Consider the following 26,136-nt stretch of genomic DNA (forward strand, 5'->3'; position numbering starts at 1 on the left):
AACTTAACAAAAACAACATGAAAAAATTAGAGATTGTAGGGTATAAAAGAGCGAATCTCGGAAGTAAGGGCGCAAAAGATTTGCGTACTGAAGCTTTAGCTCCTTGTGTATTGTATGGTGGAAAAGAGCAGGTTCACTTCGCTGTTCCAATGATCCTTTTCCGTGATTTACTTTACTCAGCAGATGTTTACGAAGTAGCATTAAACATAGAAGGTGATGTATACCGCGCTATTTTACAAGATGCGCAGTTTCACCCAGTAAATGAAATGATTTTACACGTTGACTTTTTAGAAATTGTTGATAACAAAGCTATCAAGATCGATGTACCTATCAAAATTATTGGAAACTCTCCAGGTGTTATTAAAGGGGGTAAAATGATCCAAAAGTTACGTAAAGTAACTTTGAAAGGATTAGCTGAAAACATTCCTGATTTTGTTACTGCTGATATTTCTGGTTTAGATCTAGGACAAACAGTAAAAGTTAACAAATTAGTTGTTGAAGGATGTGAGATATTGAATCCAATGTCTAACCCAGTTGCAACGATCGATATCCCAAGAGCATTAAGAGGTAAATTAACTGCTTAATTCAAGGAATATCTTTCTGATAGAGATTCAAAAAAGCCTTCCAATCGGAAGGCTTTTTTAGTTATTAGTTATTAGTGTTTAGTTATTAGAGAAATCAGGGAATTGGGAATTGAAGATAAAAAATGAACATTAACTTGAAATAAAATCCTAATAACTAATAACTAAACACTAATAACTAAACACTAATAACTAAACACAAATAACTAAACACTAATAACTAAAAGAGGTCAACCCTGACGGATTGACCTCTTTTAAAATAACTAGATGATACTTATTTCTTAGCAACTACTTTCATCACAATAGGTGCTTTCTCTACATGAGAAACTTTACCATCTGTTTTTGCAATATAAGGAGCAATAACCAAGGAAACGATCGACATTAATTTAATCAAGATGTTCATGGATGGACCAGAAGTATCTTTGAATGGATCTCCTACAGTGTCTCCAGTAACAGCAGCTTTATGTGGCTCCGAACCTTTCTTGTAAGTTACGCCATCAATCAAAACTCCTTTCTCAAATGATTTCTTGGCATTATCCCAAGCACCACCTGCGTTCGATTGGAAAATACCCATCAACACACCTGATACAGTAACACCTGCTAATAAACCTCCCAATACTTCAGGTCCCATGATAAATCCAACGATAACTGGTACCGATAATGCAATGGCTCCTGGCAACATCATCTGACGAATAGATGCTTCGGTAGAAATAGCAACACATTTTTCATATTCTGGCTTTGCCTTATATTCCATAATTCCTGGAATCTCACGGAACTGGCGACGAACTTCATTCACCATTTCCATAGCCGCTTTTCCTACTGCTGAAATACACAAGGCAGAGAAAATGAATGGAATCATACCACCCACAAATAAACCTGCTAACACATCTGCTTTGTAAATGTCGATTTGTGTAATTCCAGAAATACCAACGAAAGCAGCAAAAAGTGCTAAGGAAGTTAATGCCGCAGAAGCAATAGCAAATCCTTTACCCGTAGCAGCTGTTGTATTTCCAACCGCATCTAAATTATCTGTACGCTCACGAACTTCAGCTGGCAATTGTGACATCTCAGCAATACCTCCTGCATTGTCTGCAATAGGTCCAAATGCATCAATAGCTAATTGCATAGCAGTAGTAGCCATCATACCCGCAGCAGCGATGGATACCCCGTAAATTCCAGCAAAGAAATAAGAGAAGTAAATACCTGCAGCTAATACCAAAATAGGTAATACCGTAGATTCCATACCTACAGCCAAACCACCAATGATGTTTGTCGCATGACCAGTTCCTGATTTCTGAACGATTGAATCAACTGGGCGTTTTCCCATAGCCGTGTAATATTCCGTAATGATTGACATTAAGGTACCTACCACAAGACCCACGATGATGGAATAAAATACATCCATAGCTGTAAAACTAAATCCACGTAATACCAGAGTTTCAGGCAAGATGTTCTTCACTAAGAAATAGGAAGTAACAAACGTAATAGCAATAGATAAATAGTTACCTGTGTTCAATGCATTTTGAACTGAAGAAGTTTCATCTTTTATACGTACAAAGAAGGTGGAAACTAAAGAGGCTAATAAACCTACACCAGCTATTAACATCGGTAATAAAACAGGGGAGAAGCCACCATAGTTATCGCTAACTTCAATTTCCTGTCCTAAAACCATCGTTGCAAGAATGGTTGCTACATAAGAACCAAACAAATCGGCTCCCATACCAGCTACGTCACCCACATTGTCTCCTACGTTATCCGCAATTGTTGCCGGATTACGAACATCATCCTCTGGTATTCCAGCTTCTACTTTACCAACTAAATCGGCTCCTACGTCTGCAGCTTTGGTATAAATACCACCACCAACACGAGCAAATAAGGCAATCGACTCAGCTCCTAATGAAAAACCAGCTAAAACTTCGATAGCCGTTTTCATCTCATTGGAAGTCAAAGCATGTCCTTGAGCAAAAATCTGATAGAAAGTAATAAACAAACCTCCTAAACCTAAGATAGCCAATCCAGCAACTCCCATTCCCATAACAGAACCACCTGTAAATGAAACAGATAAAGCTTTAGCCAAAGAAGTTCTAGCAGCTTCTGCTGTACGAACATTGGCTTTGGTTGCCACAATCATACCTATATAACCTGCCGTAGCAGAAAATATAGCTCCAATTAAAAAGGCAACTGCAATTAGGGGAGAAGAGTGAAATCCAGGACCTTCCTGATTTCCTAACCATGCCAATAATATCGCTGTGGGAATAGCGAAATAGGCTAATATTTTCCATTCTGCTTTCAAGAAGGCGATTGCACCATCTGCAATATAACCCGAAAGCTCTTTCATTGTGTCATTTCCAGCATCTTGCTTCGATACCCAGCTAAACTTCCAAGCCGTGTACAACAATCCTACTATTCCAAAAGCAGGAACTAAGTAAACAATTGAATCCATAAAGTGTGTTTTAGATTATTCCAAAAAAATTTGTTACAAAAATAAGAATTTTGGCGTATAAAACAACTAAAAAGGAAATCTAAGCAAGAGCTTGAAGCGCTCCGGAACCCAATTACTCATAGGATAAGCTACCTCTAAACCAAGAAATTTGCCTATTCCCGAAATACCATAGACAAGCTCTTGATATGCCCCTTGATTTACTCCAGCAAGTAATTGAAGTCGATTGTAAACCACATATTCTCGAATCCCATATTGAGTCAAAACATTCCATTGACTCAACATCAATTTCCGAGGTTCCCATTTTACATGCATTTTAAAATGATTATCGGTTGTACTATATGCATAATATGGTAATGCTCGAAATGATTGATCGTTTGCACTTATAAAAATGGTTTGATTTCCATTAAAGTGTGTATAATCTAAAAAATTAGTTGCCTTTTGTAAATAAGTGGTATAATTCAAATGAAGATTCAATGTACCTAATCGAGCCAAATTGATGTACTGGTTGTAATCTACATTCAAGCGTTGAAATTGATCATCACCTGTACCGAATGCATAAATGAAATTAAAGGATGGGCCTTCATTATTATTAATTCGCCGAACACCATTAAATCGATTCCAGGTAGCTTTGGGTTGCCAACGAAACCCTAATGAGCTAGCAAATTGACTACCGCGAGCTGGGATTTGATTCCCCCAAGCTGTATTGGATGGCATATTGGGTTCAAAGTGCTTTTCCTGATCCAGCCAACCATGTTCCACCGAATTCGTCAATATTTCCCTATTTCGATATTCAAATAATGAAAGAAATCGTATGCTTGGGGTGAATTGATATTGATAGTTCAAACTCACATAATTCTTTTGGAATAAGCGAACATAATTTTCTGATACCAATAAAGAATAAAACATATTCAAAAATGGTGAAATAGGATTACTACGGTTTATTTGAAAGACATTACTTCCTATTTCTGCTTTCAAATACTGTCGGTTTTCATCAAAATTTCGTTCCAAAAATACATCTCCATTCCAGTTATGACGAGCAAAAGCATACCGCACATTGCCACCTAATGTCAAATAGTTATTTCTACCAAATCGATTTCGATAGGTTAAACTTCGGTCGAGATAAAAGCCATCCACAGCATTAAATCCCCCACCAAATGAACTTAGATTCAAACTTTTTCCAATCAAATTCTTTTCATAATTATAATATTTCCCCGAGAACAATTGGCCAAAATGGAATTTAGGTAAGGAATTAATGGAATCTTTCCTTCGTTTATCTGCACCAGCTATCCATAAGCTATCCGCTTCTTTATATCCTACTTTTTCAGCCTCCGTTAGAGGTACTTGTCGTTCTTCTTCCCAAAATCCTTCCGACTTATTTCTCGACATTGAATCTACTTCAAAAGTATAATCTGAAGTTAAGCCATCCATTTTAGCCAAATTCTCTTTTTTCTCTAATTTGTCTACCTCCTTCAATACTTCTTTTAACTTCTTTCTAGTAAGCTCTTTGCCCAAGGCCTGTTTGGGATCTTTTACTTTCTCACGATTGATTTCCTTGGCTAATTCCTTATTTAATCGCTCTTCGATAATAGCTGGTTTGACTACAAAAGCTGGATTAACCTTAATTTGATATTGCTTAATTTGGGTGATATACCTAAAATTGGCTTTGATACCAAATGCATCAAAATTGACTTGTGAATCATATTGAATGGGCATCCAAACACCCTGAAATAAAGCATTTTGCTGTGTAAAGCCATAAGAGCCATTGGGATCTTTAAATCTTAGCTGGAATGAATAAATACTCCAAGTATCTTCTACTACTTGTACCGTACCTTCAAATAAATCATCGTAGCTTGCTCTTGGCTGGACCTGAATCTTACTGATGGTCATTCCATCTTGTGTAAAACTACCTAAATAGGCAAATTTATAGAGTTGAAATGCTTGAGGACCAAAGGGCGACCATAAACTTCCCCATACTTTAGGACGATAAAAATTGGTCTGAGTCACGCGTAAGTTTAATCCTTGATTAATAGCAGCAGGAAGATTATTCCGATTCGATATTACTTTTTCCTGCAATCGATTCGGCTTTTGGTAATTGATTTGGTTGATTCCTTCCAATACATAAGTACTTCCCACTTTTACCCCCATTTCCTTTTCAATCTTTTTTCCACCTAACATTTTGACCAAAGCGCTCACTTCAGTTACCTTACCCGAACCTTTGACATAAGCCTTAGCTTCATAAGCATCTAATTCTTTTAGGTGAAATGGTGCCATAGCAATCATTCGACGCATAATACCAATGGCAGGATCTTCTTTTAAACCTCCCACATTGACTTCTGCTAAGGCTACAGCTTGCTCTTCTAAAACCACATCCAATTTTTTATCTGAATTCGCTGATTCTAATTCCACTGTATAGGTCTTGGGACTATGCCCTAAAAAACGAAAAACCAAGGTATGCTTTCCTATCCCTGTTTTAATCGAATAATTACCTTCTTCATTGGCAGTGGTTCCTTTATTTAGATTCGATACCCAGACCGTAGCAAAAGGCATTATTTCACCTTGCTTGTTTCGAATAATTCCATGAATTTGTTGGGCATTTACGGACGATGCAAAAACGATTAATATAGTTAAAGAGTAAAGTAGTTTTATGGATTTCATAATTAGAGATTTACTGCAAAAATAGAATGAGAAATTATAAGTAAACTGATTTTATGACAAAGGGTAAAATAAAGTAGTAAGTAGAATTACCAATCCTAACGTAAAGAAGATAAATTTGTTTTTCTTTTGATTATGGCTATTACACATCGACAACTATTTCTTGATCATCTTGCTAAAACTTCTGATGCACCACTAGCTTTAGAAATTGAAAAAGCAGAACATATCTATTTATATGATGTCCATGGGAAGTCCTATATCGATTTAATTTCAGGTATTGCTGTATCAAATGTGGGTCATCGGCACCCTAAAGTAATTTCAGCCATTAAAAACCAATTAGATGCCTACATGCATTTAATGGTTTATGGAGAATATATTCAAAGCCCACAGGTCAAACTTGCAGCTGCTCTTGTTAAATCAACCCAATCCTCTAAATTGAATCAAGTCTATTTTACCAATTCAGGAACGGAAGCGGTAGAAGGAGCTATGAAATTGGCCAAACGATACACAGGAAGAACTGAAATCATATCTTGCTTTCAAGCATACCATGGGGCTACCCAAGGTGCATTGTCGCTAGCTGGTGATGAAAATTTTAAGAATAGTTTCAGACCCCTTTTGCCTGATATACGCCACATTCGACATGGAAATCTAGATGATTTGACTCAAATTACCCATAAAACAGCTGCTATAGTCATCGAAATAGTGGGAGGAGAATCAGGTGTGCGTTTAGCTTCCAAGGCTTATTTTATGGCCTTAAAGCAGCGATGCAAAGAAACAGGTTGTTTATTGATTATTGATGAGATACAAACAGGTTTTGGGAGAACAGGCACATTTTGGGCTTTTCAGGCCATGGATATTGAACCTGATATTTTACTTTCTGCCAAAGGAATGGGAGGGGGCATGCCCATCGGAGCATTTATTGCACCAGAAGAAATCATGCAGACCTTAACTATTAGACCTGTTTTAGGGCATATCACTACTTTTGGAGGTCACCCCGTTTCTTGTGCCTCATCTTTGGCTACTTTAGATACTATCTTTGAGGAATGTTTATTAGATGATGTTGAAAAGAAAAGTCAACTTTTTAAAGACCTTTTAATTCATCCAAGTATCAAAGAAGTTCGAGGAATAGGTCTAATGCTAGCCGTGGAAATGGATTCCTTCCAAACTGTCAAAGCTGTCATTGATACTTGTATTGAACAAGGCTTAATCACCGATTGGTTTTTGTTTTGCGATTATTCCATTCGCATAGCTCCTCCATTAGTAATTACAGAAGAGGAAATAAAAATAGCCTGCAACATTTTGCTACAGGCTATTGAACAAGTTTCTTCAAAAAATTAAGCGTGCTTCAACAAAGCTTCAGCTAATACTGATTTTGGTAAGTTTCCACCTACTAAACGCTCTTTCATTTCTCCATTTTTGAAAACCATCAAAGTTGGAATAGAACGAATACCCAAAGAAGCTGGTACCGCTGAATTTAAGTCGACATTCATTTTAGCAACAATCGCTTGACCTTCTACTTCACCTGCCAATTCTTCCACTACCGGTCCAATCATTTTACATGGGCCACACCATTCTGCCCAAAAATCCACTAATACCGGAGTATCAGAACCTATTAACTCTTGAAAATTGGCATCAGTAGCCTCTACGTATTTTCCCATGATTTATTTATTATTAAGATTCAAAATTAACATTTTTATTATTTCTATTGGATAAACAGGCTAATTAAGATATCAACTTTACTGTAATGTTCTCTATTTCAGCCAATTCGTCCATTAAAGACTTTTCTATATTCAATTGCATTTTACGCGACATAAAATCAAGTTGCAATCTTTCAACCTCATCATATACCTCGATCACTAGCTTTTTGTTTCCCTTATGTCTTTCTAAGGTTTCTAGTAAATAATCTAGTGAAGTTTTGTTTAAACTATGTAAGTTCAAAGAAAGTTTCATTTCCTTGGTCCTCGAAGACAAAATTTCTGATAATAGCTCAATGGATTGAATTTTGAATGCTTTTTGATCTGAATACGAGTTTTTATTTTTATAAACTCCCTGTATAAATAAAAGCCGGTCGAGTCCAATAAAACGCTCAAACTCAATATAATCCTTAGCAAAAAGAGCAAACTCGGTGGTTCCAGTAAAATCTTCCAAACTGAAAATCATGAATTGATTTCCATTTCCAGAGGTTCTCACATTCATTTTGGTTACAATACCAGCAAATGACTGTACATTTCCCCCTTTTAATTCCAATTGAGAGACACTAGAATTACAGAAATTATTGATTTCTATTCGGTATTCATCCAATGGATGTCCTGAAATATAGACACCTACCACTTCTTTTTCATTTTTCAATTGCTCCATCACTGACCAGGCCTCAGCGGTAGGAATTCTAGGTTTGGCGATGTCATTGCCTGTTCCAGCACCCAATTCGCCAAACAAAGACTGGGTAGCGCTAGCTTTTAACTCAGCCATGCGTGAGGCATATCTGACAATCTTCTCAATAAAAGTGGTATTCTCTTGATCCACATAAAAATAATGGGAGCGAGGTATTTCTGAAAAACAGTCAAAAGCACCGGCGAATGCCAAGGATTCTAAACTTTTCTTATTCACCTGACGCACATTGATTCTTGAAACAAAATCAAAAATATCGGTATACTCCCCATTTTTAGCCCGCTCTTCCACAATGGCGTCTACGGCTGCTTCTCCCACACCTTTGATGGCACCCAGACCAAAACGAATATGCCCCTTTTTATTAACCGCAAAATACCTTTCCGATTCATTCACATCTGGAACCAATAATGGTATTCCCATGCGTTTACATTCGTCCATGAAGAATGTTATCTTCTCAATATTTCCCAAGGAATTGGAAAGTACCGCGGCCATGAACTCAGAAGGATAGTTTGCTTTTAAGTATCCTGTTTGGTAAGCCACTAAGCCATAGCACGTTGAGTGCGATTTGTTAAAGGCATATTGAGCAAATGCTTCCCAGTCAGTCCATATTTTCTCCAATCGATCGGCAGGATGTTGATTAGCTTGTCCACCTTCCATGAACTTACCCTTCATTTTATCAATCGTAGCCTTATCCTTTTTACCCATGGCCTTTCTCAAAACATCCGCATCACCTTTGGTGAAATTGGCCAATTTCTGAGAAAGCAACATCACCTGCTCTTGGTAAACAGTAATACCATATGTATCACTTAAATACTCTTCCATTTCTGGCAAATCGTATTCAATCTTTTCCCTTCCATGCTTACGAGCAATGTAATTGGGAATATAAACCATAGGACCTGGTCTAAACAAGGCATTCATGGCAATCAAATCAGAAAACTGATCGGGCTTTAAATCTTTGAGGTGCTTTTGCATCCCAGGAGATTCAAACTGGAATGTACCATTGGTTTCAGCTCTTTGATACAATTCAAAAGTTTTTACATCATCCAGTGGAAGACTGTCCAAATCAATGATGATTCCATGGTTTTGCTTGATTAAGCGAATAGCTTCCTTTAAAATGGATAAGGTTTTTAAGCCCAAAAAGTCCATTTTAATAACACCCGCGTTTTCGATAACAGAACCATCAAATTGGGTAATCAATAAAGTGACGTCTTTCGATGTGGCAACGGGTAAAATATCTGTTAAATCGTTGGGAGCAATGATGATACCCGCCGCGTGAATTCCTGTTCCTCGAACAGAACCTTCCAAAACCAAGGCATTTTCAATAACCCGAGAGGCTAAACCTCCATCGGCCTTTATTTGCCTTAATTGCTTCACTTGCTCTAATTCCTCACTCGATAAATTTTCTTTATCTGCCAAACTGCCATCTCCTGTTAATGGTGCATTTATCACACGTTCCAGGGATATTTTCGGCTTATCTGGCACCAATTTGGCCAAAGCATTGGATTCAGAAAGAGGCAAATCCAATACACGAGCAACGTCTTTAATGGACATTTTGGCAGCCATAGTACCGTAGGTGGCTATATGTGCTACTTGGTTGCGACCGTATTTCTCGACTACATAATCAATGACTTTTTGTCGACCTTCATCGTCAAAGTCCGTATCTATATCGGGTAATGACTTACGATCTGGATTCAAGAAACGTTCAAATAGCAGATTGTACTTAATGGGGTCGATATTAGTTATACCCAAACAATATGCCACTACGGAACCTGCTGCAGATCCACGACCAGGGCCCACATAAACACCCAAATCCTTACCTGCATTAATGAAATCGGCTACAATTAAGAAATAACCCGCAAATCCCATGGTCCGAATGGTATGCAATTCAAATCTCAAACGCTCTTCAATCTCTTGATTAATATCCAAATAACGCTTTTTAGCGCCTTCCATGGTCAAGTGTTCTAAGAAATCATCTTGACTTAAAAAGGTACTTGGAATTTGAAAATTGGGTAATAGCACGTCTTTTTTCAATTCCAAGGTTTCCACTTTACCAACGATTTCATTGGTATTGTCTATGGCCTCAGGAATGTGTGACCATAATTGGGTCATTTCCTCTGTTGTCTTGAAATAAAATTGATCATTATAAAAAGCAAAACGCTTTCCTTTCATGTCAAAATCACCTTCTATATCCTTATAAGTAGGAGTGGACTGCTTTTCTCCAGTATTGATACACAATAAAATATCATGTGCATTGGCATCTTTTTGATCCAAATAATGGCTATCATTGGAAGCAATAACTTTCACATTATATTTCTTGGCAAATCGTAACAAGACTTCATTGACGGTTTGTTGCTCTGGAATATGGTGATTCTGTACTTCGATGTAATAATCCTCTCCAAATAAATCCAACCACCATTTAAATTCCTTTTCAGCTTCAGCTTCTCCAGAACGCAAAATAGCTTGAGGGACACTGGCTCCTAAACAACAAGTAGTAGCAATCAAGCCTTTATGGTATTTCAAAACTAACTCTTTATCTATCCTGGGATATTTGGAATACATGCCTTCCATAAATCCCAGAGAACATAATTTCACTAGGTTTTGATACCCTTCTGGATTTTTAGCAAGAAATAGTTGATGATACCTTTTATCCTTTTGCTCTTTAGTAAAGCTTTGCTTATGACGATCTGTCACTAAATAAAACTCACACCCCACAATCGGTTTTACTCCCTGCTTGCCAGCTTCGGCAACAAATTGAAATACTCCAAACATATTTCCATGGTCTGTAATAGCCACCGCTGGCATATTGTCAGTCTTGGCTTTTTTAAACATAGAAGATATCTTGGACGCACCATCCAAAAGGGAAAACTGAGAGTGATTGTGCAAATGCGAAAACTGCATATATTACTTAATAGAAAAGGGTTCTTTATCAAAAAAAATGGCATTCAAGAAATCTAGATAAGGTTTTAATACCTGTGCATCTTGAATTAGTGTTTCAACAAACGAGGGACTTAACACTTCTGAATCACTATATTTCCTCCAAAAAAACAATTGTTTCTTCTTCAACAATTTGATTTCAGGATGTTCAACTGGATATCCTTTGGGCATTGTTTTTAAAGCATCGCCTACAGGCTCCCCGAATACCTTCAAAAAGGAAGGAGAGTAAATGATACCTTTCAAATGCTTGGCATTATAATCAATTTCTTGTCGAAATAAAGCCAATTGCTCAGGCGTAGGGCTATACATTCCCCCACCTAAAAAGGATTTTCCTCCAGGTTCTATGTGAACATAATAATCCATTAAACCCGACTTGCGACCACCTTCTGAAAAACTCGCTGAAAACCAAGTTTTATAAGGAGCCTTATCTTTGGCAAAGCGAACATCACGGTAAATACGATAGGAGCAATGCTTCAATTCTACTCCATCCATGTTTTCAAACTCCGAAAAAAGCGATATGAGTTGAATGGTAAATTGATCAAAGGCCGTCTTTTGTTCTAGGAATCTATCCTTATTTTCACCAAACCATTCTCTTGTATTGTTTTCTTTTAAATCCGACAAAAAGGTCAAAAGGGAACTTGGAATGGACATGGGCCTATTAATGAAAAATTATAAACGAATTTAAATAAATTAGTCAATACTTGCCCGCAAACTTTGGGAGTTTCGCGCTATTTTCTTGATTTTTGTAAAACATTAAATTTTCAAGCATGCGCATTCTGACGGGCATTCAGTCTTCTGGTAGACCACATTTAGGAAATATATTAGGAGCGATTCTACCAGCGGTTGAACTTTCTAAGAAAACGGGTAATGAATCATTCCTTTTTATAGCCGATTTACACACCTTAACGAGTTTAAAAGATGGAGCTACCATCCGAGCCAATACCTTATCCATAGCTGCGGCTTGGTTAGCTTGTGGATTGGATACCCAACATACCTATTTTTATCGCCAATCGAAATTGGCTCCTTACCATACCGAATTATTGTGGTATTTATCTTGTGTAACACCTTTCCCGATGCTAGCGAACGCGCATAGTTTCAAGGATAAATCCAATAAATTAGCTGATGTGAATGCAGGTTTATTTACCTATCCCGTTTTACAAGCAGCTGATATCTTATTGTATGATGCCAATTTGATACCAGTAGGTAAAGATCAGCGTCAGCATATAGAAATGACGAGGGATATGGCAGGCGTGATTAATCGTTTGGCACAAAAAGATGTTTTCGTCATCCCAGAAGCTGAAATTTCGGAACATGTCATGACCATCCCAGGTATTGATGGTCAAAAGATGAGCAAATCTTTAAACAATTACATTGATGTGTTTTTGCCAGAAAAGGACTTGCTGAAACAAATCAAAAAGATTGTGACGGATACCACTCCATTAGAAGATCCCAAGAATCCAGACGAAGATATTACCTTTAAATTGTATCAACTCGTTGCATCTCCTGAGCAAATAGCTACGATGAAAGCAAATTATTTACAAGGAGGCTACGGATACGGGCATGCTAAACAAGCTTTATATGAGGCTGTTTTGGTTTATTTCAAAGAAGCCCGTGAAAAATTCGATTATTATATGGCTAATCCAAAAGAAATAGAAGCCAAATTAGAAGAAGGTGAGGCTCGTGTAAAACCTATTGCAGAAGCTACCATCCAACGAGTACGTGAAATTTTTCATTTTTAATCATGTGGCCACAATGGGATAGTGATGTATTTCAATGGATTAACCAAGCGCATGCGAGTGGTCTGGATGAAATCATGGTGCTATTATCCAATCGATGGATATGGGTTCCCATGTACCTTTATTTGATCTATGTCATATACCAACAAAAGCAAAAGCTATTTCTAGCATCTATATCTTATTTAGTTATGAGCATTGTTTGGGCTGACCAAATATCTTCTAGTGTTTTGAAACCGTATTTTCAACGATTAAGACCTTGTCATGTACCAGCATTTAGTTCTTGGATCCATTTACCAGATGGCTGTGGAGGATTATATGGGTTTTGCTCGTCCCATGCTGCCAATTCATTTGCTTTAGCATTTGGCTTTTATATATTGACCCAAAACAAAATAGCGCGAAATTTATTATTAGTATGGGCTTTTCTAGTCTCCTATAGCCGCGTTTACCTGGGAGCTCATTATCCCTTGGATGTTATAACTGGGGCTATAGTAGGTATTTTGGGAACGTATATATTAAAATACCTCATTTACGACAAGCTGGTCAAAAAGGCATAAGTATCAATTCCATCAGCAAAATCACTTAATCCTGGTTCTTGGCTTTTACCAAAACCCACTTGATTCTTTTTGGCTGATTCAGCTCCAACAATACACTGAATTTTTTCTTCTGAGGCATGTATCCAAGCTTCTAATTCGTCTTTAGAAGAATATCTCCTTAAATATACCACACCCACAGGTGAGACTAAATCCTGACTTTCTTGAATCAATAAGTTTCCTAAATCAAAATGAGGAATCTGATTTAAGAGAAACAAGGTTTTATGATATTGATAATTGTTGGAATACTTCGTATGATCTAACACCCAGTGATACTGAGTCAGCACATCAAAAAGAGGAGTGGGGTCGTACGATTCAGGTATGGATATGGTAGAAACATTTCTACAACCTAAACCAAAGTAAGAAAATACGTCTTTAGCCAATTGATGAAAATCCTCCTGAGATTCTGAACCATCTAAAATAGCAATGGAAGTTCTGTTCTTACGTATGATATGTGGTGTGGAAGCAAAATAATGAGCAAAATAGGAACCTGAAAAATCGCTTCCAGTGGCAATAACGGCATCCATACCTTGCAATCGTTCAATCAATTGAATGGGTACATCGACACTAAATTCTTGCATTGCTTGCACATAAAGCAGCATGATGGACTTATCTTGAGAGCTTAATTTGATACAAGCTTCATTTCCACTGGCTAAAGTCATCAATACATCATGAATTCCAACTGCTGGGAGATTACCTGCCAAAATCAAGCCTACTTTTTTACTTGAATGAACTTGGTGTGGATGATTCCCAAAAAATATTTCCCAAGATTTTATATCAAAAAACTGAAGATGAACCGCTTCCATGGCTTCACGAATCAGGTGTTCAGAGAACCAAGGATTCTCATTTTTAGCTCTATCTATAAAAAGTTCTATTTTTTCCTTGTTAGATGACTTTGTGAAATAATCCGACAAAAAGGCAATGAGCTGTAAAAATGACTCTTTTCTCATAAATGGAATGGTTCTTAGCTTGCAATAGGATTGCAAAGTTCTAAAAATTTTGCAATAGTCTTTTAAAAATATATAGTATTCAAAATTTTGGATGTAAATTGCACAAATTTCTTTCAAAAAGGACGATTAAAGTCTTAAACAAAAGATTATGGCTATTATTATTACTGATGAGTGTATTAACTGTGGGGCTTGCGAACCGGAATGCCCTAATACAGCAATTTATGAAGGTGGTGTAGAGTGGACATGGGCTGGGGGAACTGCTTTAACTGAAGTAGAATTAGGAGATGGTTCAACCATGGATGCAAAAGCACCTATTGAGCCAGTTTCAGAAGAGTTTTATTATATCGTGCCTGACAAGTGTACCGAATGTACTGGATTTCATGAAGAGCCACAGTGTGCGGCTGTTTGTCCAGTGGATTGTTGCGTTCCAGATCCGGATCATGTAGAAGATAAAGATACCTTATTAGCTAAAAAAGCATGGTTACATGCTGAATAATTAGTCATAATATAGATTAATATGAGGACCTGCCAAGTGCAGGTCTTTTTTTTTGGCCTCAGTTTAATCCAAACAGACTTTTCGCTAGTCTAAATACTTAATTTATACTATTCTAAGATTACTTCTACCAAAATTTCATTTTTTACAAAAACTAGTTTCATTTCAAGTGTCATTTTTATTCATTTTTGTAATTATTCAAATTTTAGGTTTAATTTTTAACCTCAAATTGTAATATTTTTGAATAAATATCATTTTTAGGTTTAATTTTTATCAATAATTCTTGTTTTGTATTTTTTTTAAAACAATATTTGTCCCGTAGTCAAGCATTTATTTTCCCATTAAAATTTAAAGAATATGAAAAAATCAATCTTTACCCTCTTATTGTCAGGAATTAGCTTTTTGGGATTTTCCCAAGAAAAAGAAGCTGAGAGCTCAAAATTTACATTTTCGGGTTACATCGATTCGTACTATATGTTAAATTTTAACAATCCGACAAATCGCAGCAATCTAGGTGTTGCTGGAAACGAAAGAGCTTTTGACCAAAAATCAAATCAATTCTCTTTAGGCTTGGTACAAACTAAGTTCGGCTATGCTACAAAAACATCTGATGTTGTAGTTGATTTAACCTTCGGACCTAATGCAGACCTTGGTCAATACGGAAACGTAATCGGACCATTGGGCGCAGGAAAAGCTACCACTGCATTGGCCATCAAGCAAGCGTATTTCAACTGGAAGCCCAGCGACAAATGGACATTCACTGTTGGCCAGTTTGGCACACACATAGGATATGAAGTCATTGATGCTCCAGTGAATTATAACTATTCCTTATCTAACTTATTCAACAACGGTCCATTCTATCATATTGGAGCTAAAGCCAACTATGCTTTCTCAGCTAAATCTGCTTTGATGTTAGGTATCGTGAACAACGTAGATAACTTGAATGATAATAACTCTTCTAAAGGTTTCATTGGACAATTCTTTTTTGCTCCTAAAGAAGGTTGGAATGTGTATATCAACGGAATTACTTCCAATGAATCTGCTCCTTTGGCTAGCGGAAAAGATGATTCGGGCAGTTACAACTTATTAGACTTAACCACCTCATATCAAATTAGCCCTAAATATTTAATTGGCTTAAACGCTGCATACGGTTCTCAAACGGGTGATTTCCAAGGCGGTGGAAATGTAGGTAATAGCAAAACTTGGGGCGGCGTAGCACTTTACTCCAACTATGCTTTCACAGACCACTTCAGCTTAGGAGGCCGTTACGAAGTATTTGATAATACAAGTGGTGCTAGAGCTCTACGTGGAATTAATACAGCAGGCGAGACAGTAGGTACCGATGTTAGTTCATTCACATTGACGGCTACTTTCACAACAGCAGAAGGACACTTATTGATTAAACCAGAATTAAGAACAGACTCATTCAAAACTGCCCAATTTGTGGATGGCGATGGAAAGTCTCAAAAATCACAAGCCACATTTGGAACAGTCTTTATATACAAATTTTAATTTAACTTAACTTTTACGGACATGACAACACAAAAACCAACTTGGATTCCGCTTCTAGTATTACTTGCAGTTGCGGTGCTTGCATTGTTTACCGATCTACCTGGAACAATTCCTACAGAAGGCATTGACACAGGTGACACAGCCTGGCTAATTGTTGCCTCTGGCTTGGTACTCCTAATGACTCCTGGATTAGCTTATTTCTATGGGGGAATGGTAAATCATAAAAATGTGATTTCTACTATGTTGCAATCTTTCATTGCCATGGGTGTAATCAGTGTTATTTGGGTGATTTTTGGATTCAGCTTAGCATTTGGAGATTCCATTGGCGGCTGGATAGGTGATCCAACTACCTTTTTTATGTTCAATCATGTGTTTGACCACAAATTATCATTAGGATCTTCTGATCAAATTAAATTCACGATTCCTTTTGCTCTATTTGCTTTTTTCCAAATGAAGTTCGCTGTTATCACGCCAGCTTTGATCTCTGGAGCTTTAGCAGAAAGAATTAACTTCAAAGCTTACGTATTATTCATGGTGCTTTTCTGCATCTGTGTATATTCGCCATTGGCTCACTGGACATGGCACCCAGACGGATTCTTATTCAATTTAGGAGTTTTGGATTTTGCGGGTGGAACAGTAGTTCACATGTCAGCTGGTTGGGCAGCATTAGCAGGTGCTCTTTACCTTCGTCGTAGAAAATCACATATTGAATCTAACATTTTGCCTCCAGCTAATATTCCTTACGTATTATTAGGTACTGCCTTATTATGGTTCGGATGGTTTGGTTTCAATGCTGGTTCAGCTTTAGGTGCTAACTCTTTATCTGTAACAGCATTCGCTACTACACACATTGCTGCAGCATCTGCTGGTTTATCTTGGATATTGTTTGACGTAACTCGTGGTAAAAAAGTTTCTGCATTAGGTTTCTGTATCGGTGCTGTGGTTGGTTTAGTAGCTATCACACCTGCAGCTGGTTTTGTAACATTGCCAGTAGCCATCTTCATCGGTGTTATTGCAGCCTTAGTATCTAACATCATCGCACACTGGAGAGCTTCTTCTAACTTAGATGATACTTTAGATGTATTCCCTTGCCATGGTGTAGGTGGAATGATGGGTATGTTAATGACAGGTATTTTCGCAACTAGCGCTGTAAACTCAGCTGTTGCAGGAAACGGCTTATTCTACGGAGAAACTGATTTATTCGTAAAACATATCTTAGCTCTTGCAATCGTTTCTGCCTTTGCATTCGGCGTATCTTATATCCTTTTAATTGTAACGGATAAAATCATTCCATTACGTGTTAACGAGGAAGAAGAAAGATTAGGTTTAGACATTTCGCAACACGACGAGTCGATCTCGGAATAGTCTAACATATAGACAAAGCCGCAAGTAATGGTTCTTGTGGTTTTGTTTCAATCAAAAAGTCGGAAGCTTCTAGTTTCCGGCTTTTTTGTTTTCAATAAACTAAACGAATTGTTCTAGCAAGATATCAGCACGCATTAAACCTTCTTCATCCAAAGATTTGTAACGAACAGGTTGAATGGTATTAATTAAAAGCGGATCATAAGGAACACGAACACGCACGTAATTCTCAGAAAACCCTTCCATAAAACCATCAGAAGAAGCTTCTTCAAAAAGCACTTTACCTTTTCTCCCCAATTGAGTTTCATAAAATGCACGACGTTTCTTATCAGAAAGTATATGCAACATTTTCGAGCGCTCTGCTTTCACTTTGGCATCTATTTTAGGCTGAATATCAACCGCATAGGTATTTGCTCTTTCAGAATAAGTAAAAACATGTAAATAAGAGATATCTAAATCATTCAAAAAATGATAGGTATCTAAAAACATCTCCTCAGTTTCTCCTGGATGACCGACAATGACATCTACACCAATACAAGCATGAGGCATCAATGATTTAATTTCTCGAACACGTTCAGCATACAATTCTCTTTGGTATCTACGTTTCATTAAACGCAAAACGGCATTGGAACCAGACTGCAACGGCACATGAAAATGAGGTACAAAATGCTGTGATTCAGCCAAATATTGTAATAACTCGCTATGTAATAAATTAGGTTCAATGGACGAAATCCGAAAGCGATTCAAATCACTTTGAGCATCAAGAGATTTCACTAAATCAAAAAAGGATTCTACTCGTTTACCTTGTTGAATACCAAAGTCGCCAATGTTCACACCAGTCAAAACAACTTCTTTTACTCCTTTTTCTGCAATTTCCTTCACTAGGCCTAACACGTTTTCAATAGTACTCGATCTGCTTTGTCCACGTGCCAAAGGAATGGTACAATAGGAGCAAGGATAATCACAACCATCCTGAACTTTCAAAAAAGTACGAGTCCGGTCATTCACGGAATAGGATGCATGGTAATCTAAATCGTACCGAATCTCAGAAGCTATGACTTTAGGAAGAGACTTTTTAGTATCGGAAACAAAATAGGGTGAAATAATATCTGCTAATTGGAATTTCTCATTTGCCCCTAAAACTAAATCAACTCCTGGAATCTGAACAATTTCATCAGGTTTCAATTGAGCATAGCAACCTAATATCACCACGATCGACTCAGGATTGATTTTTTTCGCTTCCTTAACTACTTTTTTACACTTTTTATCGGCCTGATCTGTCACACTACACGTGTTTATGACAAATAAATCAGGAGATTGCTGGAATTCTACCCGTTCAAAGCCCATGGGTTCCAAGGAACGAGCAATGGTGCTAGACTCGGCAAAATTCAACTTACAACCTAAGGTATAAAAAGCTAATTTTTTCATGCAGAATAATATGCTGCAAATTTAAAACAAAAATGGCGGATAAATCCGCCATTTTAATCAATTATGAATGAATCGAACCTCTAAATATTAATATTTAGCAGTTTTAACAGTCTTAATAATTCTTGAAGCTACTTTATATGGATCAGCTGCTGAATTAGGACGACGATCTTCTAACCAACCTTTCCATCCTTTTTCTACCGTAGCGATAGGGATACGAATAGAAGCTCCACGATCAGAAACTCCATAAGAGAACTGGTGGATAGATTGTGTTTCGTGTTTTCCTGTTAAACGCAAGTGATTATCAGCACCATATACTTCAATATGCTCTTTCACTACTGGAGCAAATGCAGAACAGATAGCGTCATAAGTACCTTTTTCTCCACATGTACGTAAAGCTGTATTAGAGAAGTTAGCATGCATACCTGATCCATTCCAATCTAATTCTCCAAGAGGCTTACAGTGCCAGTTAATAGCTACACCGTATTTCTCTCCTAATCTTTCCAATAAATAACGAGCAACCCAAATTTGATCTCCTGCTTCTTTAGCACCTTTTGCGAAAATTTGGAATTCCCACTGACCAGCAGCTACTTCGGCATTAATACCTTCCACATTTAAACCTGCTTCTAAACAGATGTCTAAATGCTCCTCTACGATATCTCTACCAAATGCATTTTTAGCACCAACCGAACAATAGTATGGTCCTTGTGGCGCTGGATAGCCATTAGAAGGAAAACCTAAAGGCTTATTGGTTTCAGGATCCCACAAGAAATATTCTTGCTCAAAACCAAACCAAAAATCATTATCATCATCTTCAATCGTCGCACGACCATTACTTTCGTGTGCTGATCCATCAGAATTCAACACTTCACACATCACTAAGTAAGCACTTTTTCTAGCAGGATCTGGACAAATGAACACAGGTTTCAAAAGACAGTCAGAAGAACCACCTGGAGCCTGCTCAGTCGATGAGCCATCAAAGCACCACATATCACAATCTTCTAGTTTGCCACTGAAGTTATTTTCAATCTTTGTTTTAGAACGTAAACTCTGAGTAGGTTTGTAACCGTCAAGCCAAATGTATTCAAGTTTAGATTTTGCCATGATTTTAAACGTGTTTTTATTAAAAATTCATTTTTTGTACCAAATACAATGCAAAAATAAACCTGTTTTTAAGAAAAACAATTTTTTGAAATAAAAATTATACAATTTCGTCACGATTAATTTTGAAAATAAAAAACATGACATTTATTAGAATTAACGAGAAATACGGGAAAAAGAGATTAAATTTGTTTCAAGTAACAAGCAAAAATCCTATTTTTACGTTCTTGATAACCAAATTCCAACCATGGCAATAACTAGATTCAAAGCTCTTGAATTAGCTCAAAGTAGAGCTACTGCCGTTGTGAAAATCCCTACTGAAAAAGTTAGTGATTATTACGGCAATATGACATTTAATGATGAGGTAATGCGCTCATTGTTATCTCCTGAAGCATACCTTAAGATTACAACAGCCATTAATACTGGTTCCAAAATCGACCGTGATGCGGCTGATGAGGTTGCAGCAGCGATGAAATCTTGGGCTATTTCTAAAGGAGCGACTCACTACACGCACTGGTTTCAACCATTAACTGGTACTACCGCTGAAAAACATGATTCGTTTTTTGATATTGATTTAAGTACAGGTAAGGCAGTTGAAAAATTCAAAGGATCTGCTTTAGTACAACAGGAGCCGGATGCTTCTTCATTCCCTAATGGTGGAATTCGTTCTACATTTGAAGCTCGTGGTTATACAGGTTGGGATCCTTCTTCACCTGCGTTTATCATGGAAAATGCAGCTGGAACGGCTACATTATGTATTCCTTCAGTATTTGTTTCTTATACTGGTGAAGCACTTGACTACAAAACTCCATTATTAAAATCCATTGAATTAATCGACAAAGCTGCAACGGCAGTTGTGAAAGAATATTTCAATCGCGATGTAACGAAAGTTGTTCCTACAGTAGGTATTGAGCAGGAATACTTCTTAGTTGATGAGGCTCTTTACAATGCTCGTCCTGATTTGATGATGGCAGGCAGAACAGTATTCGGTCATGCTCCAGCAAAAGGTCAACAATTAGAAGATCACTATTTTGGATCAATTCCAACACGTGTGAATGCTTTCATGGTTGATTTTGAAATTGAAGCTTTAAAATTGGGTATGCCAGTTCGCACGCGTCACAATGAAGTGGCTCCTGCGCAATTTGAAGTTGCTCCAACTTTTGAAGAAGCTAACTTAGCTTGTGATCACAACGCCCTTTTGATGGATTTGATGTCGAAAGTAGCTGTTAAACATAAATTAAAAGTATTGTTCCATGAGAAACCATTTGCTGGTATCAATGGATCAGGTAAACATAACAACTGGGCTTTAGGTACAGATACGGGTGTCAATTTATTGGGACCATCATCTAAGCCAAAAGAAAACCTTCGTTTCTTGACTTTCTTTGTGAACGTAGTAAAAGCCGTGCATGATAATGCTGATTTATTACGCGCATCGATTGCTTCTTCAGGAAATGAGCACCGTTTAGGAGCTAATGAAGCACCTCCAGCGATCGTTTCTGTATTCTTAGGATCAACCATGAATAATGTGTTGGATGATTTAGAGAATATGAAGGATATCGAAGAATTCCAATTAGAAAAAGGAGATAATGTGTACCTAAAATTAGGTATCAATAAAATCCCTTCTTTGATTTTGGATAATACGGATCGTAACAGAACATCACCATTTGCTTTTACTGGAAATAAATTTGAATTCCGTGCTGTAGGTTCATCTGCTAATTCAGCTGCACCTATGACGATTTTGAATACCATCGTTGCGAACCAATTAATCTTATTCCGTAAAGAGGTAGATGCTATCTTAGAAAAAGGAGTGAAGAAAGAATTGGCTATCATGGATGTATTAAAGCGTTATGCCAAAGAATCTAAGAAAATCCGTTTTGAAGGAAATGGTTATTCCGATGAATGGGTAGAAGAAGCTGCTAAGAGAGGTTTATCAAACATGAAAACTACTCCAGAGGCACTTTTAGTTTACACTCGCCCAGAGTCGATTGAATTATTCACTAAATACGGCATTTATTCTAAAGAGGAAATGCATGCACGTTATGAGATCGAATTGGAAAACTACATCAAGAAAATCCAAATCGAATCTCGTGTATTAGGTGATATGGCGATTAACCATATTGTTTCTACTTCATTGAAATACCAAACTCAATTGGTAGAAAATGTGAAAGGTCAGAAAGAAATTGGTATTGATCCTCAATATTATGCACCTACCGTTGAAATGATTAAAAAAATCTCTGAGTATACGTCGAAAATCGTTTTATTACAAAATGATATGACGGAAGCAAGAAAAGAGGCAAACAATGTGGAAAATATCGAAGAAAGAGCGTTCTTGTATGGCTCTAAGGTCAAAGGATATTTCGAAGATATTCGCTACGCAGTGGATAAACTAGAATTAATCATTGACGACGATGAGTGGCCATTGCCAAAGTACAGAGAATTATTAATGATTAAATAGTTTGTCACCTTATGACACAAATTAGCAATCCCGGATTTTCTCCAGAGGAAATCAAACGTTTAAAGGAGCTTTGCGCGACCGAACAACGTACATTTATTTTGATCGAAGACGAAGATCTTCCGGTAAGCAATGATAGAGAAATGGTCCACATACAGTTTGTGGGCCATTTTGAGCAAAAGGAGGTTATTTATGATGCCATCCTATGCACGCTACAATTACATTATTCTAGCTTGTTGTATGAAGCGGCGGAAAGAGAGGCTATCCAACATTTTCCGTTATATGTCCCTATTGAAAATAGAGATGAAACATATCAAGCCAATGATTCATTAGACGAGGAAGTGGAAATGATGGTTTTGGAGATCATCGAAGAAATGGAGGAAAATGATGAAATCAAGGTAAGTGAATACGTAGAAGTAGATAAAGATTTTGATTTTGGTATCGGTTTAGAGGCTGCTTTATACGTTCCAGCATTATCTGACGAGGTTATTGAGGAATTCATTCATGACTTTAATGCAGATGCTTTACAATTAGATACATCTTTATATTCGTTTAAATCAGAAGAAGAGTAAGCATGAGTATTCCGGTTTTTTATGAGCCAAATCCTATTGCTAGCCCTTTTTTAAGCGAAGATGAATCCATTCATGCCCATCGGGTCCTCCGTTTAAAAGCGGGAGACCCGATTTTTATTTTAAATGGGAAAGGTCAAAAATTTGAAGCTAAGATTGACCAATCAACTAGTAAAAAGACCTCATTTTATCAACTCAAAGAAATTGAAAATGCGGACAAGCCTACCTATGCTATTCACCTTTGGATAGCACCAACCAAACAAATGGAACGAATGGAATGGATGGTGGAGAAATGTGCTGAATTTGGAATTCAATCCATTGGTTTTTTTCACTCCCGATATTCTGAAAGAAAGGAAATTAAGACTCACCGTTTAGAAAAAATTGTCATTTCTGCATTAAAACAGTCGAAAAACCTATTTTTACCCATTATAAACCCAATCGTTTCCTTCAAAGAGCTTGTTCATCAAATGGAAAACAAGCCAGTTGAACAAAAACTATTTGCCTATATTTCCGAGCCACCAAGTCCGAGTCTATCTAAAAGTATTCAACTGAATCGCGCTTATCATATTTTAATTGGTCCAGAAGGAGATTTTTCACAAGAAGAAAGTGAGGCTTTACTAGCAAGCGATTGGACTCCATTTAGCCTTGGAAGAGCCATTTTAAGAACAGAAACTGCAGGATTAGCTGCTACGCATGCCATACATTTATTACATGAGAATTAAGGCAATACTTTTCTTAATCATTTTAATCAGTCAACAGCTTTTGGCTCAAAACCCTTTGTTTAAAATTGCTAAAGTAAAATACAAAGGGGGAGGAGATTGGTATGCCAATAAGACATCATTACCTAATCTCATTCAATTTGCTAACCAGCAGAAAAAAATGGGCATTGATCCTAGTCCAGAGACCGTAGAATTAACAAGCCCTATGCTTTGGAATTATCCTTTTATCCATTTGACGGGTCATGGTAATGTGCTATTCGATAAAGAGGAACAAAAGAACTTACGTCAATACTTATTAGGGGGTGGTTTTCTGCATATTGATGATAATTATGGTTTAGATAAATCCATTCGCAGAGAAATGGCGAAAGTCTTTCCTGAATTAAGTTTTGTAGAATTACCTTTCAATCATCCCATTTATTCTCAAGCATATTCTTTCCCCAAAGGTTTACCCAAAGTGCATGAGCATGACGGCAAAGCTCCTCAAGGATTTGGGTTGATTTATCAAGGCCGACTCATCTGTTTTTATTCCTATGAATGCGATTTAGGAAATGGCTGGGAAGATGAAAGTATTTACCACGATCCAGCAGAAAAAAGAGAGGCTGCCCTTAAAATGGGAGTCAATATCCTTCAATACGCCTTCCTACACCCATAACTGATAAAAATCATAAAAGTATATTGGAATACTAGAGATTCTTTGAGTTTTCATGGCTAAATTTGTGGTCATACCTTATTATTACTTTTATGCAATTAGTACTTCCAGCTTTTATTATTCATTGGTACGTATCTTTATTTAGTCAAACTTTCTTCCTACATCGTTATTCAGCACACAAAATGTTCTTAATGAACAAGTTCTGGGAGAAATTTTTCTATTTCCTTACTTATTTATCTCAAGGGTCTTCTTTTTTAAGTCCAAGAGCTTACGCCATTCTACACCGAATGCATCATGCATTTTCTGATACACCTAAAGATCCACACTCGCCGATGTTCTCTAGTAATGTCTTCACGATGATGTGGAAAACAAAGAACATTTACAATGCGGTTTTAAACCGTTCTCAAAAAGTAGAAGAACGTTTTGAGCATGATTATCCAGTTTCTAAAACAATTGAAAAAATTGGCGATTCATGGATTTCAAGAATTGGTTGGGGAGTTGCTTACGCTTCATTCTACATTGTTGCCTATAAATATTTTGATATGCACTGGGCATTCTTCTTTTTGTTACCCGTACACTTTTTAATGGGACCTGTTCACGGTGCTATTGTTAACTGGTCAGGGCATAAGTATGGCTACCAAAATTATGACAATCATGATCACTCTAAGAACTCTTTAGTCGTGGATGTGTTGATGATGGGAGAGTTGTTCCAAAATAATCACCATAAATTACCGAATCGTGTCAATTTTGCTACCAAATGGTTTGAGATTGATCCAACCTATCCAATGGTTAAATTATTAACTTGGTTACGCATTATTCGTCCTAATGTCAAGGACCCGAATTCCAAGTTTTAATTACACAAAACATTAAAAAAGCCCTGGATTTATTCAGGGCTTTTTTATTAACATGGCTCTTACTGAAATAAGTTGACAGTTTTTTGGTCGACAGAGTTGGTCAATACTATTTTGGATTTTCCGATATGTAATAATTGAATCAATATAGGTTATTTTATATCGCACTCTACTTTAATGCCAATACTTAGATTCTGAGTCTTTTTTATTTAAAATATTCAAAGTGTTGTCTTGTCCTGATAAAAGGCCAAAGTAAATGATATGATTATGGTTCTGTTGAATCTGACCTAAATACCATCACTTAAAACACAATTTTATGGTATTTCTTTTTTTGAAAAAAAAGAAACAAAAAAACTTCTTTTCTTGTCGGTCAGCAAAGGCGAATTTCGCTTCGCGAAACCGTGATTCACTACGCTATCGCCTATATTTTTGACGCCGACACGCATCGCCTTTGCTAAGGTCAAAACCTCGTCTACCGCTGCGTTCATCATCTTTCGCTCGTGCTGACCAACTGTATTTTCTATCAAAAAATATCAAACTTCATTCTAAAAACTTAATTCAAATAACTAACAACTAATGAGGTTAATCCCAACGAAAGATGGGAACGTAGCATAAGCGAAGCGTGAGGCGGATGTTTGACCCAGCGCATAGGCTATGTGCGTTAGCGTCAAAGATAAAAGCCGTATGCGAAGTGAACATCGGTTCCGCGTAGCGGAATTCGTCTTAGGA

At 37.1% G+C, this 26,136-nt stretch carries 21 protein-coding genes; 12 read left to right on the forward strand and 9 right to left on the reverse strand.

The window, feature by feature from the left end:
* Positions 1-17: 17 nt before the first annotated feature.
* Positions 18-584 carry a 50S ribosomal protein L25/general stress protein Ctc gene (locus tag HME7025_RS07520; protein ID WP_109323045.1) on the forward strand — a complete coding sequence of 189 codons (567 nt, stop codon included), beginning with the start codon at positions 18-20 and terminating at the stop codon, positions 582-584.
* A gap of 271 nt (positions 585-855) precedes the next feature.
* Here HME7025_RS07520 and HME7025_RS07525 read toward each other — a convergent pair whose 3' ends face one another.
* Entirely contained in the window at positions 856-3,024 is a 2,169-nt protein-coding gene (locus HME7025_RS07525; protein ID WP_109323046.1) for a sodium-translocating pyrophosphatase, read from the reverse strand.
* Between the two features lie 66 nt (positions 3,025-3,090).
* A complete protein-coding gene (locus HME7025_RS07530) occupies positions 3,091-5,679 on the reverse strand; it encodes a DUF5686 and carboxypeptidase regulatory-like domain-containing protein (RefSeq protein WP_109323047.1) in 2,589 nt (862 codons plus the stop codon).
* A 132-nt stretch (positions 5,680-5,811) separates the two neighbouring features.
* Here HME7025_RS07530 and HME7025_RS07535 point away from each other — a divergent pair, with 132 nt between their 5' ends.
* Positions 5,812-7,014, forward strand: coding sequence for an aspartate aminotransferase family protein (locus tag HME7025_RS07535; protein ID WP_109323048.1), 1,203 nt, complete (start codon positions 5,812-5,814; stop codon positions 7,012-7,014).
* Here the strand turns inward: HME7025_RS07535 and trxA are convergent.
* The 3 genes from trxA to HME7025_RS07550 all read right to left on the reverse strand — a co-directional run bounded on the left by trxA (position 7,011) and on the right by HME7025_RS07550 (position 11,649).
* On the reverse strand, positions 7,011-7,334 hold the full coding sequence (gene trxA / locus HME7025_RS07540) for a thioredoxin (RefSeq protein ID WP_109323049.1): 324 nt from the start codon (positions 7,332-7,334) through the stop codon (positions 7,011-7,013). The genes HME7025_RS07535 and trxA overlap by 4 nt on opposite strands.
* Positions 7,335-7,398: 64 nt before the next feature.
* The gene (gene dnaE, locus HME7025_RS07545) at positions 7,399-10,962 is read right to left on the reverse strand and encodes a DNA polymerase III subunit alpha (RefSeq protein WP_109323050.1); all 3,564 of its coding nucleotides are present in this window, start codon (positions 10,960-10,962) and stop codon (positions 7,399-7,401) included.
* Between the two features lie 3 nt (positions 10,963-10,965).
* Complete coding sequence (locus HME7025_RS07550; RefSeq protein WP_109323051.1) at positions 10,966-11,649, reverse strand: DUF2461 domain-containing protein; 684 nt, start codon at positions 11,647-11,649, stop codon at positions 10,966-10,968.
* A gap of 116 nt (positions 11,650-11,765) precedes the next feature.
* Between HME7025_RS07550 and trpS the strand changes: the two genes are divergently transcribed.
* Positions 11,766-12,737 carry a tryptophan--tRNA ligase gene (gene trpS / locus HME7025_RS07555; RefSeq protein ID WP_109323052.1) on the forward strand — a complete coding sequence of 324 codons (972 nt, stop codon included), beginning with the start codon at positions 11,766-11,768 and terminating at the stop codon, positions 12,735-12,737.
* Between the two features lie 2 nt (positions 12,738-12,739).
* Positions 12,740-13,288, forward strand: a complete 549-nt coding sequence (locus HME7025_RS07560; protein WP_109323053.1) for a phosphatase PAP2 family protein — start codon at positions 12,740-12,742, stop codon at positions 13,286-13,288.
* Here HME7025_RS07560 and HME7025_RS07565 read toward each other — a convergent pair.
* Positions 13,261-14,274, reverse strand: a complete 1,014-nt coding sequence (locus tag HME7025_RS07565) for an acyl-CoA reductase (protein ID WP_109323054.1) — start codon at positions 14,272-14,274, stop codon at positions 13,261-13,263. The genes HME7025_RS07560 and HME7025_RS07565 overlap by 28 nt on opposite strands.
* 148 nt (positions 14,275-14,422) lie before the next feature.
* Here HME7025_RS07565 and HME7025_RS07570 point away from each other — a divergent pair, with 148 nt between their 5' ends.
* The 3 genes from HME7025_RS07570 to HME7025_RS07580 all read left to right on the forward strand — a co-directional run bounded on the left by HME7025_RS07570 (position 14,423) and on the right by HME7025_RS07580 (position 17,644).
* A complete protein-coding gene (locus HME7025_RS07570; protein WP_109323055.1) occupies positions 14,423-14,770 on the forward strand; it encodes a 4Fe-4S dicluster domain-containing protein in 348 nt (115 codons plus the stop codon).
* A 354-nt stretch (positions 14,771-15,124) separates the two neighbouring features.
* Positions 15,125-16,279 carry a porin gene (locus HME7025_RS07575; RefSeq protein ID WP_109323056.1) on the forward strand — a complete coding sequence of 385 codons (1,155 nt, stop codon included), beginning with the start codon at positions 15,125-15,127 and terminating at the stop codon, positions 16,277-16,279.
* A 21-nt stretch (positions 16,280-16,300) separates the two neighbouring features.
* Positions 16,301-17,644 carry an ammonium transporter gene (locus tag HME7025_RS07580; protein ID WP_109323057.1) on the forward strand — a complete coding sequence of 448 codons (1,344 nt, stop codon included), beginning with the start codon at positions 16,301-16,303 and terminating at the stop codon, positions 17,642-17,644.
* A gap of 99 nt (positions 17,645-17,743) precedes the next feature.
* On the opposite strand, the gene mtaB is transcribed toward HME7025_RS07580, so the two are convergent.
* Both mtaB and HME7025_RS07590 read right to left on the reverse strand, forming a co-directional pair.
* Positions 17,744-19,069 carry a tRNA (N(6)-L-threonylcarbamoyladenosine(37)-C(2))-methylthiotransferase MtaB gene (gene mtaB, locus HME7025_RS07585; protein ID WP_109323058.1) on the reverse strand — a complete coding sequence of 442 codons (1,326 nt, stop codon included), beginning with the start codon at positions 19,067-19,069 and terminating at the stop codon, positions 17,744-17,746.
* An 87-nt stretch (positions 19,070-19,156) separates the two neighbouring features.
* Positions 19,157-20,170, reverse strand: a complete 1,014-nt coding sequence (locus tag HME7025_RS07590; protein ID WP_109323059.1) for a glutamine synthetase beta-grasp domain-containing protein — start codon at positions 20,168-20,170, stop codon at positions 19,157-19,159.
* A 244-nt stretch (positions 20,171-20,414) separates the two neighbouring features.
* Here HME7025_RS07590 and HME7025_RS07595 point away from each other — a divergent pair, with 244 nt between their 5' ends.
* From HME7025_RS07595 to HME7025_RS07615, 5 genes are all read left to right on the forward strand, one after another.
* Entirely contained in the window at positions 20,415-22,622 is a 2,208-nt protein-coding gene (locus tag HME7025_RS07595; RefSeq protein ID WP_109323060.1) for a glutamine synthetase III family protein, read from the forward strand.
* Between the two features lie 11 nt (positions 22,623-22,633).
* The gene (locus HME7025_RS07600; RefSeq protein ID WP_109323061.1) at positions 22,634-23,191 is read left to right on the forward strand and encodes a hypothetical protein; all 558 of its coding nucleotides are present in this window, start codon (positions 22,634-22,636) and stop codon (positions 23,189-23,191) included.
* Positions 23,192-23,193: 2 nt separating this feature from the next.
* Positions 23,194-23,910 carry an RsmE family RNA methyltransferase gene (locus tag HME7025_RS07605; RefSeq protein WP_109323062.1) on the forward strand — a complete coding sequence of 239 codons (717 nt, stop codon included), beginning with the start codon at positions 23,194-23,196 and terminating at the stop codon, positions 23,908-23,910.
* Entirely contained in the window at positions 23,900-24,559 is a 660-nt protein-coding gene (locus HME7025_RS07610; RefSeq protein WP_109325044.1) for a DUF4159 domain-containing protein, read from the forward strand. The genes HME7025_RS07605 and HME7025_RS07610 overlap by 11 nt, the downstream gene beginning before the upstream one ends.
* An 89-nt stretch (positions 24,560-24,648) precedes the next feature.
* Positions 24,649-25,410 (forward strand): acyl-CoA desaturase, encoded by a 762-nt coding sequence (locus HME7025_RS07615; protein ID WP_109323063.1) that lies wholly within the window; start codon positions 24,649-24,651, stop codon positions 25,408-25,410.
* A 311-nt stretch (positions 25,411-25,721) separates the two neighbouring features.
* On the opposite strand, the gene HME7025_RS07620 is transcribed toward HME7025_RS07615, so the two are convergent.
* Positions 25,722-25,898: a hypothetical protein gene (locus HME7025_RS07620; protein WP_154401947.1), complete on the reverse strand. Its 177-nt coding sequence runs from the start codon at positions 25,896-25,898 to the stop codon at positions 25,722-25,724.
* Between the last annotated feature and the right edge of the window lie 238 nt (positions 25,899-26,136).

Source organism: Aquirufa nivalisilvae (assembly GCF_003143535.1).
In the GTDB taxonomy this organism is placed as follows: Bacteria; Bacteroidota; Bacteroidia; order Cytophagales; family Spirosomataceae; genus Aquirufa; species Aquirufa nivalisilvae.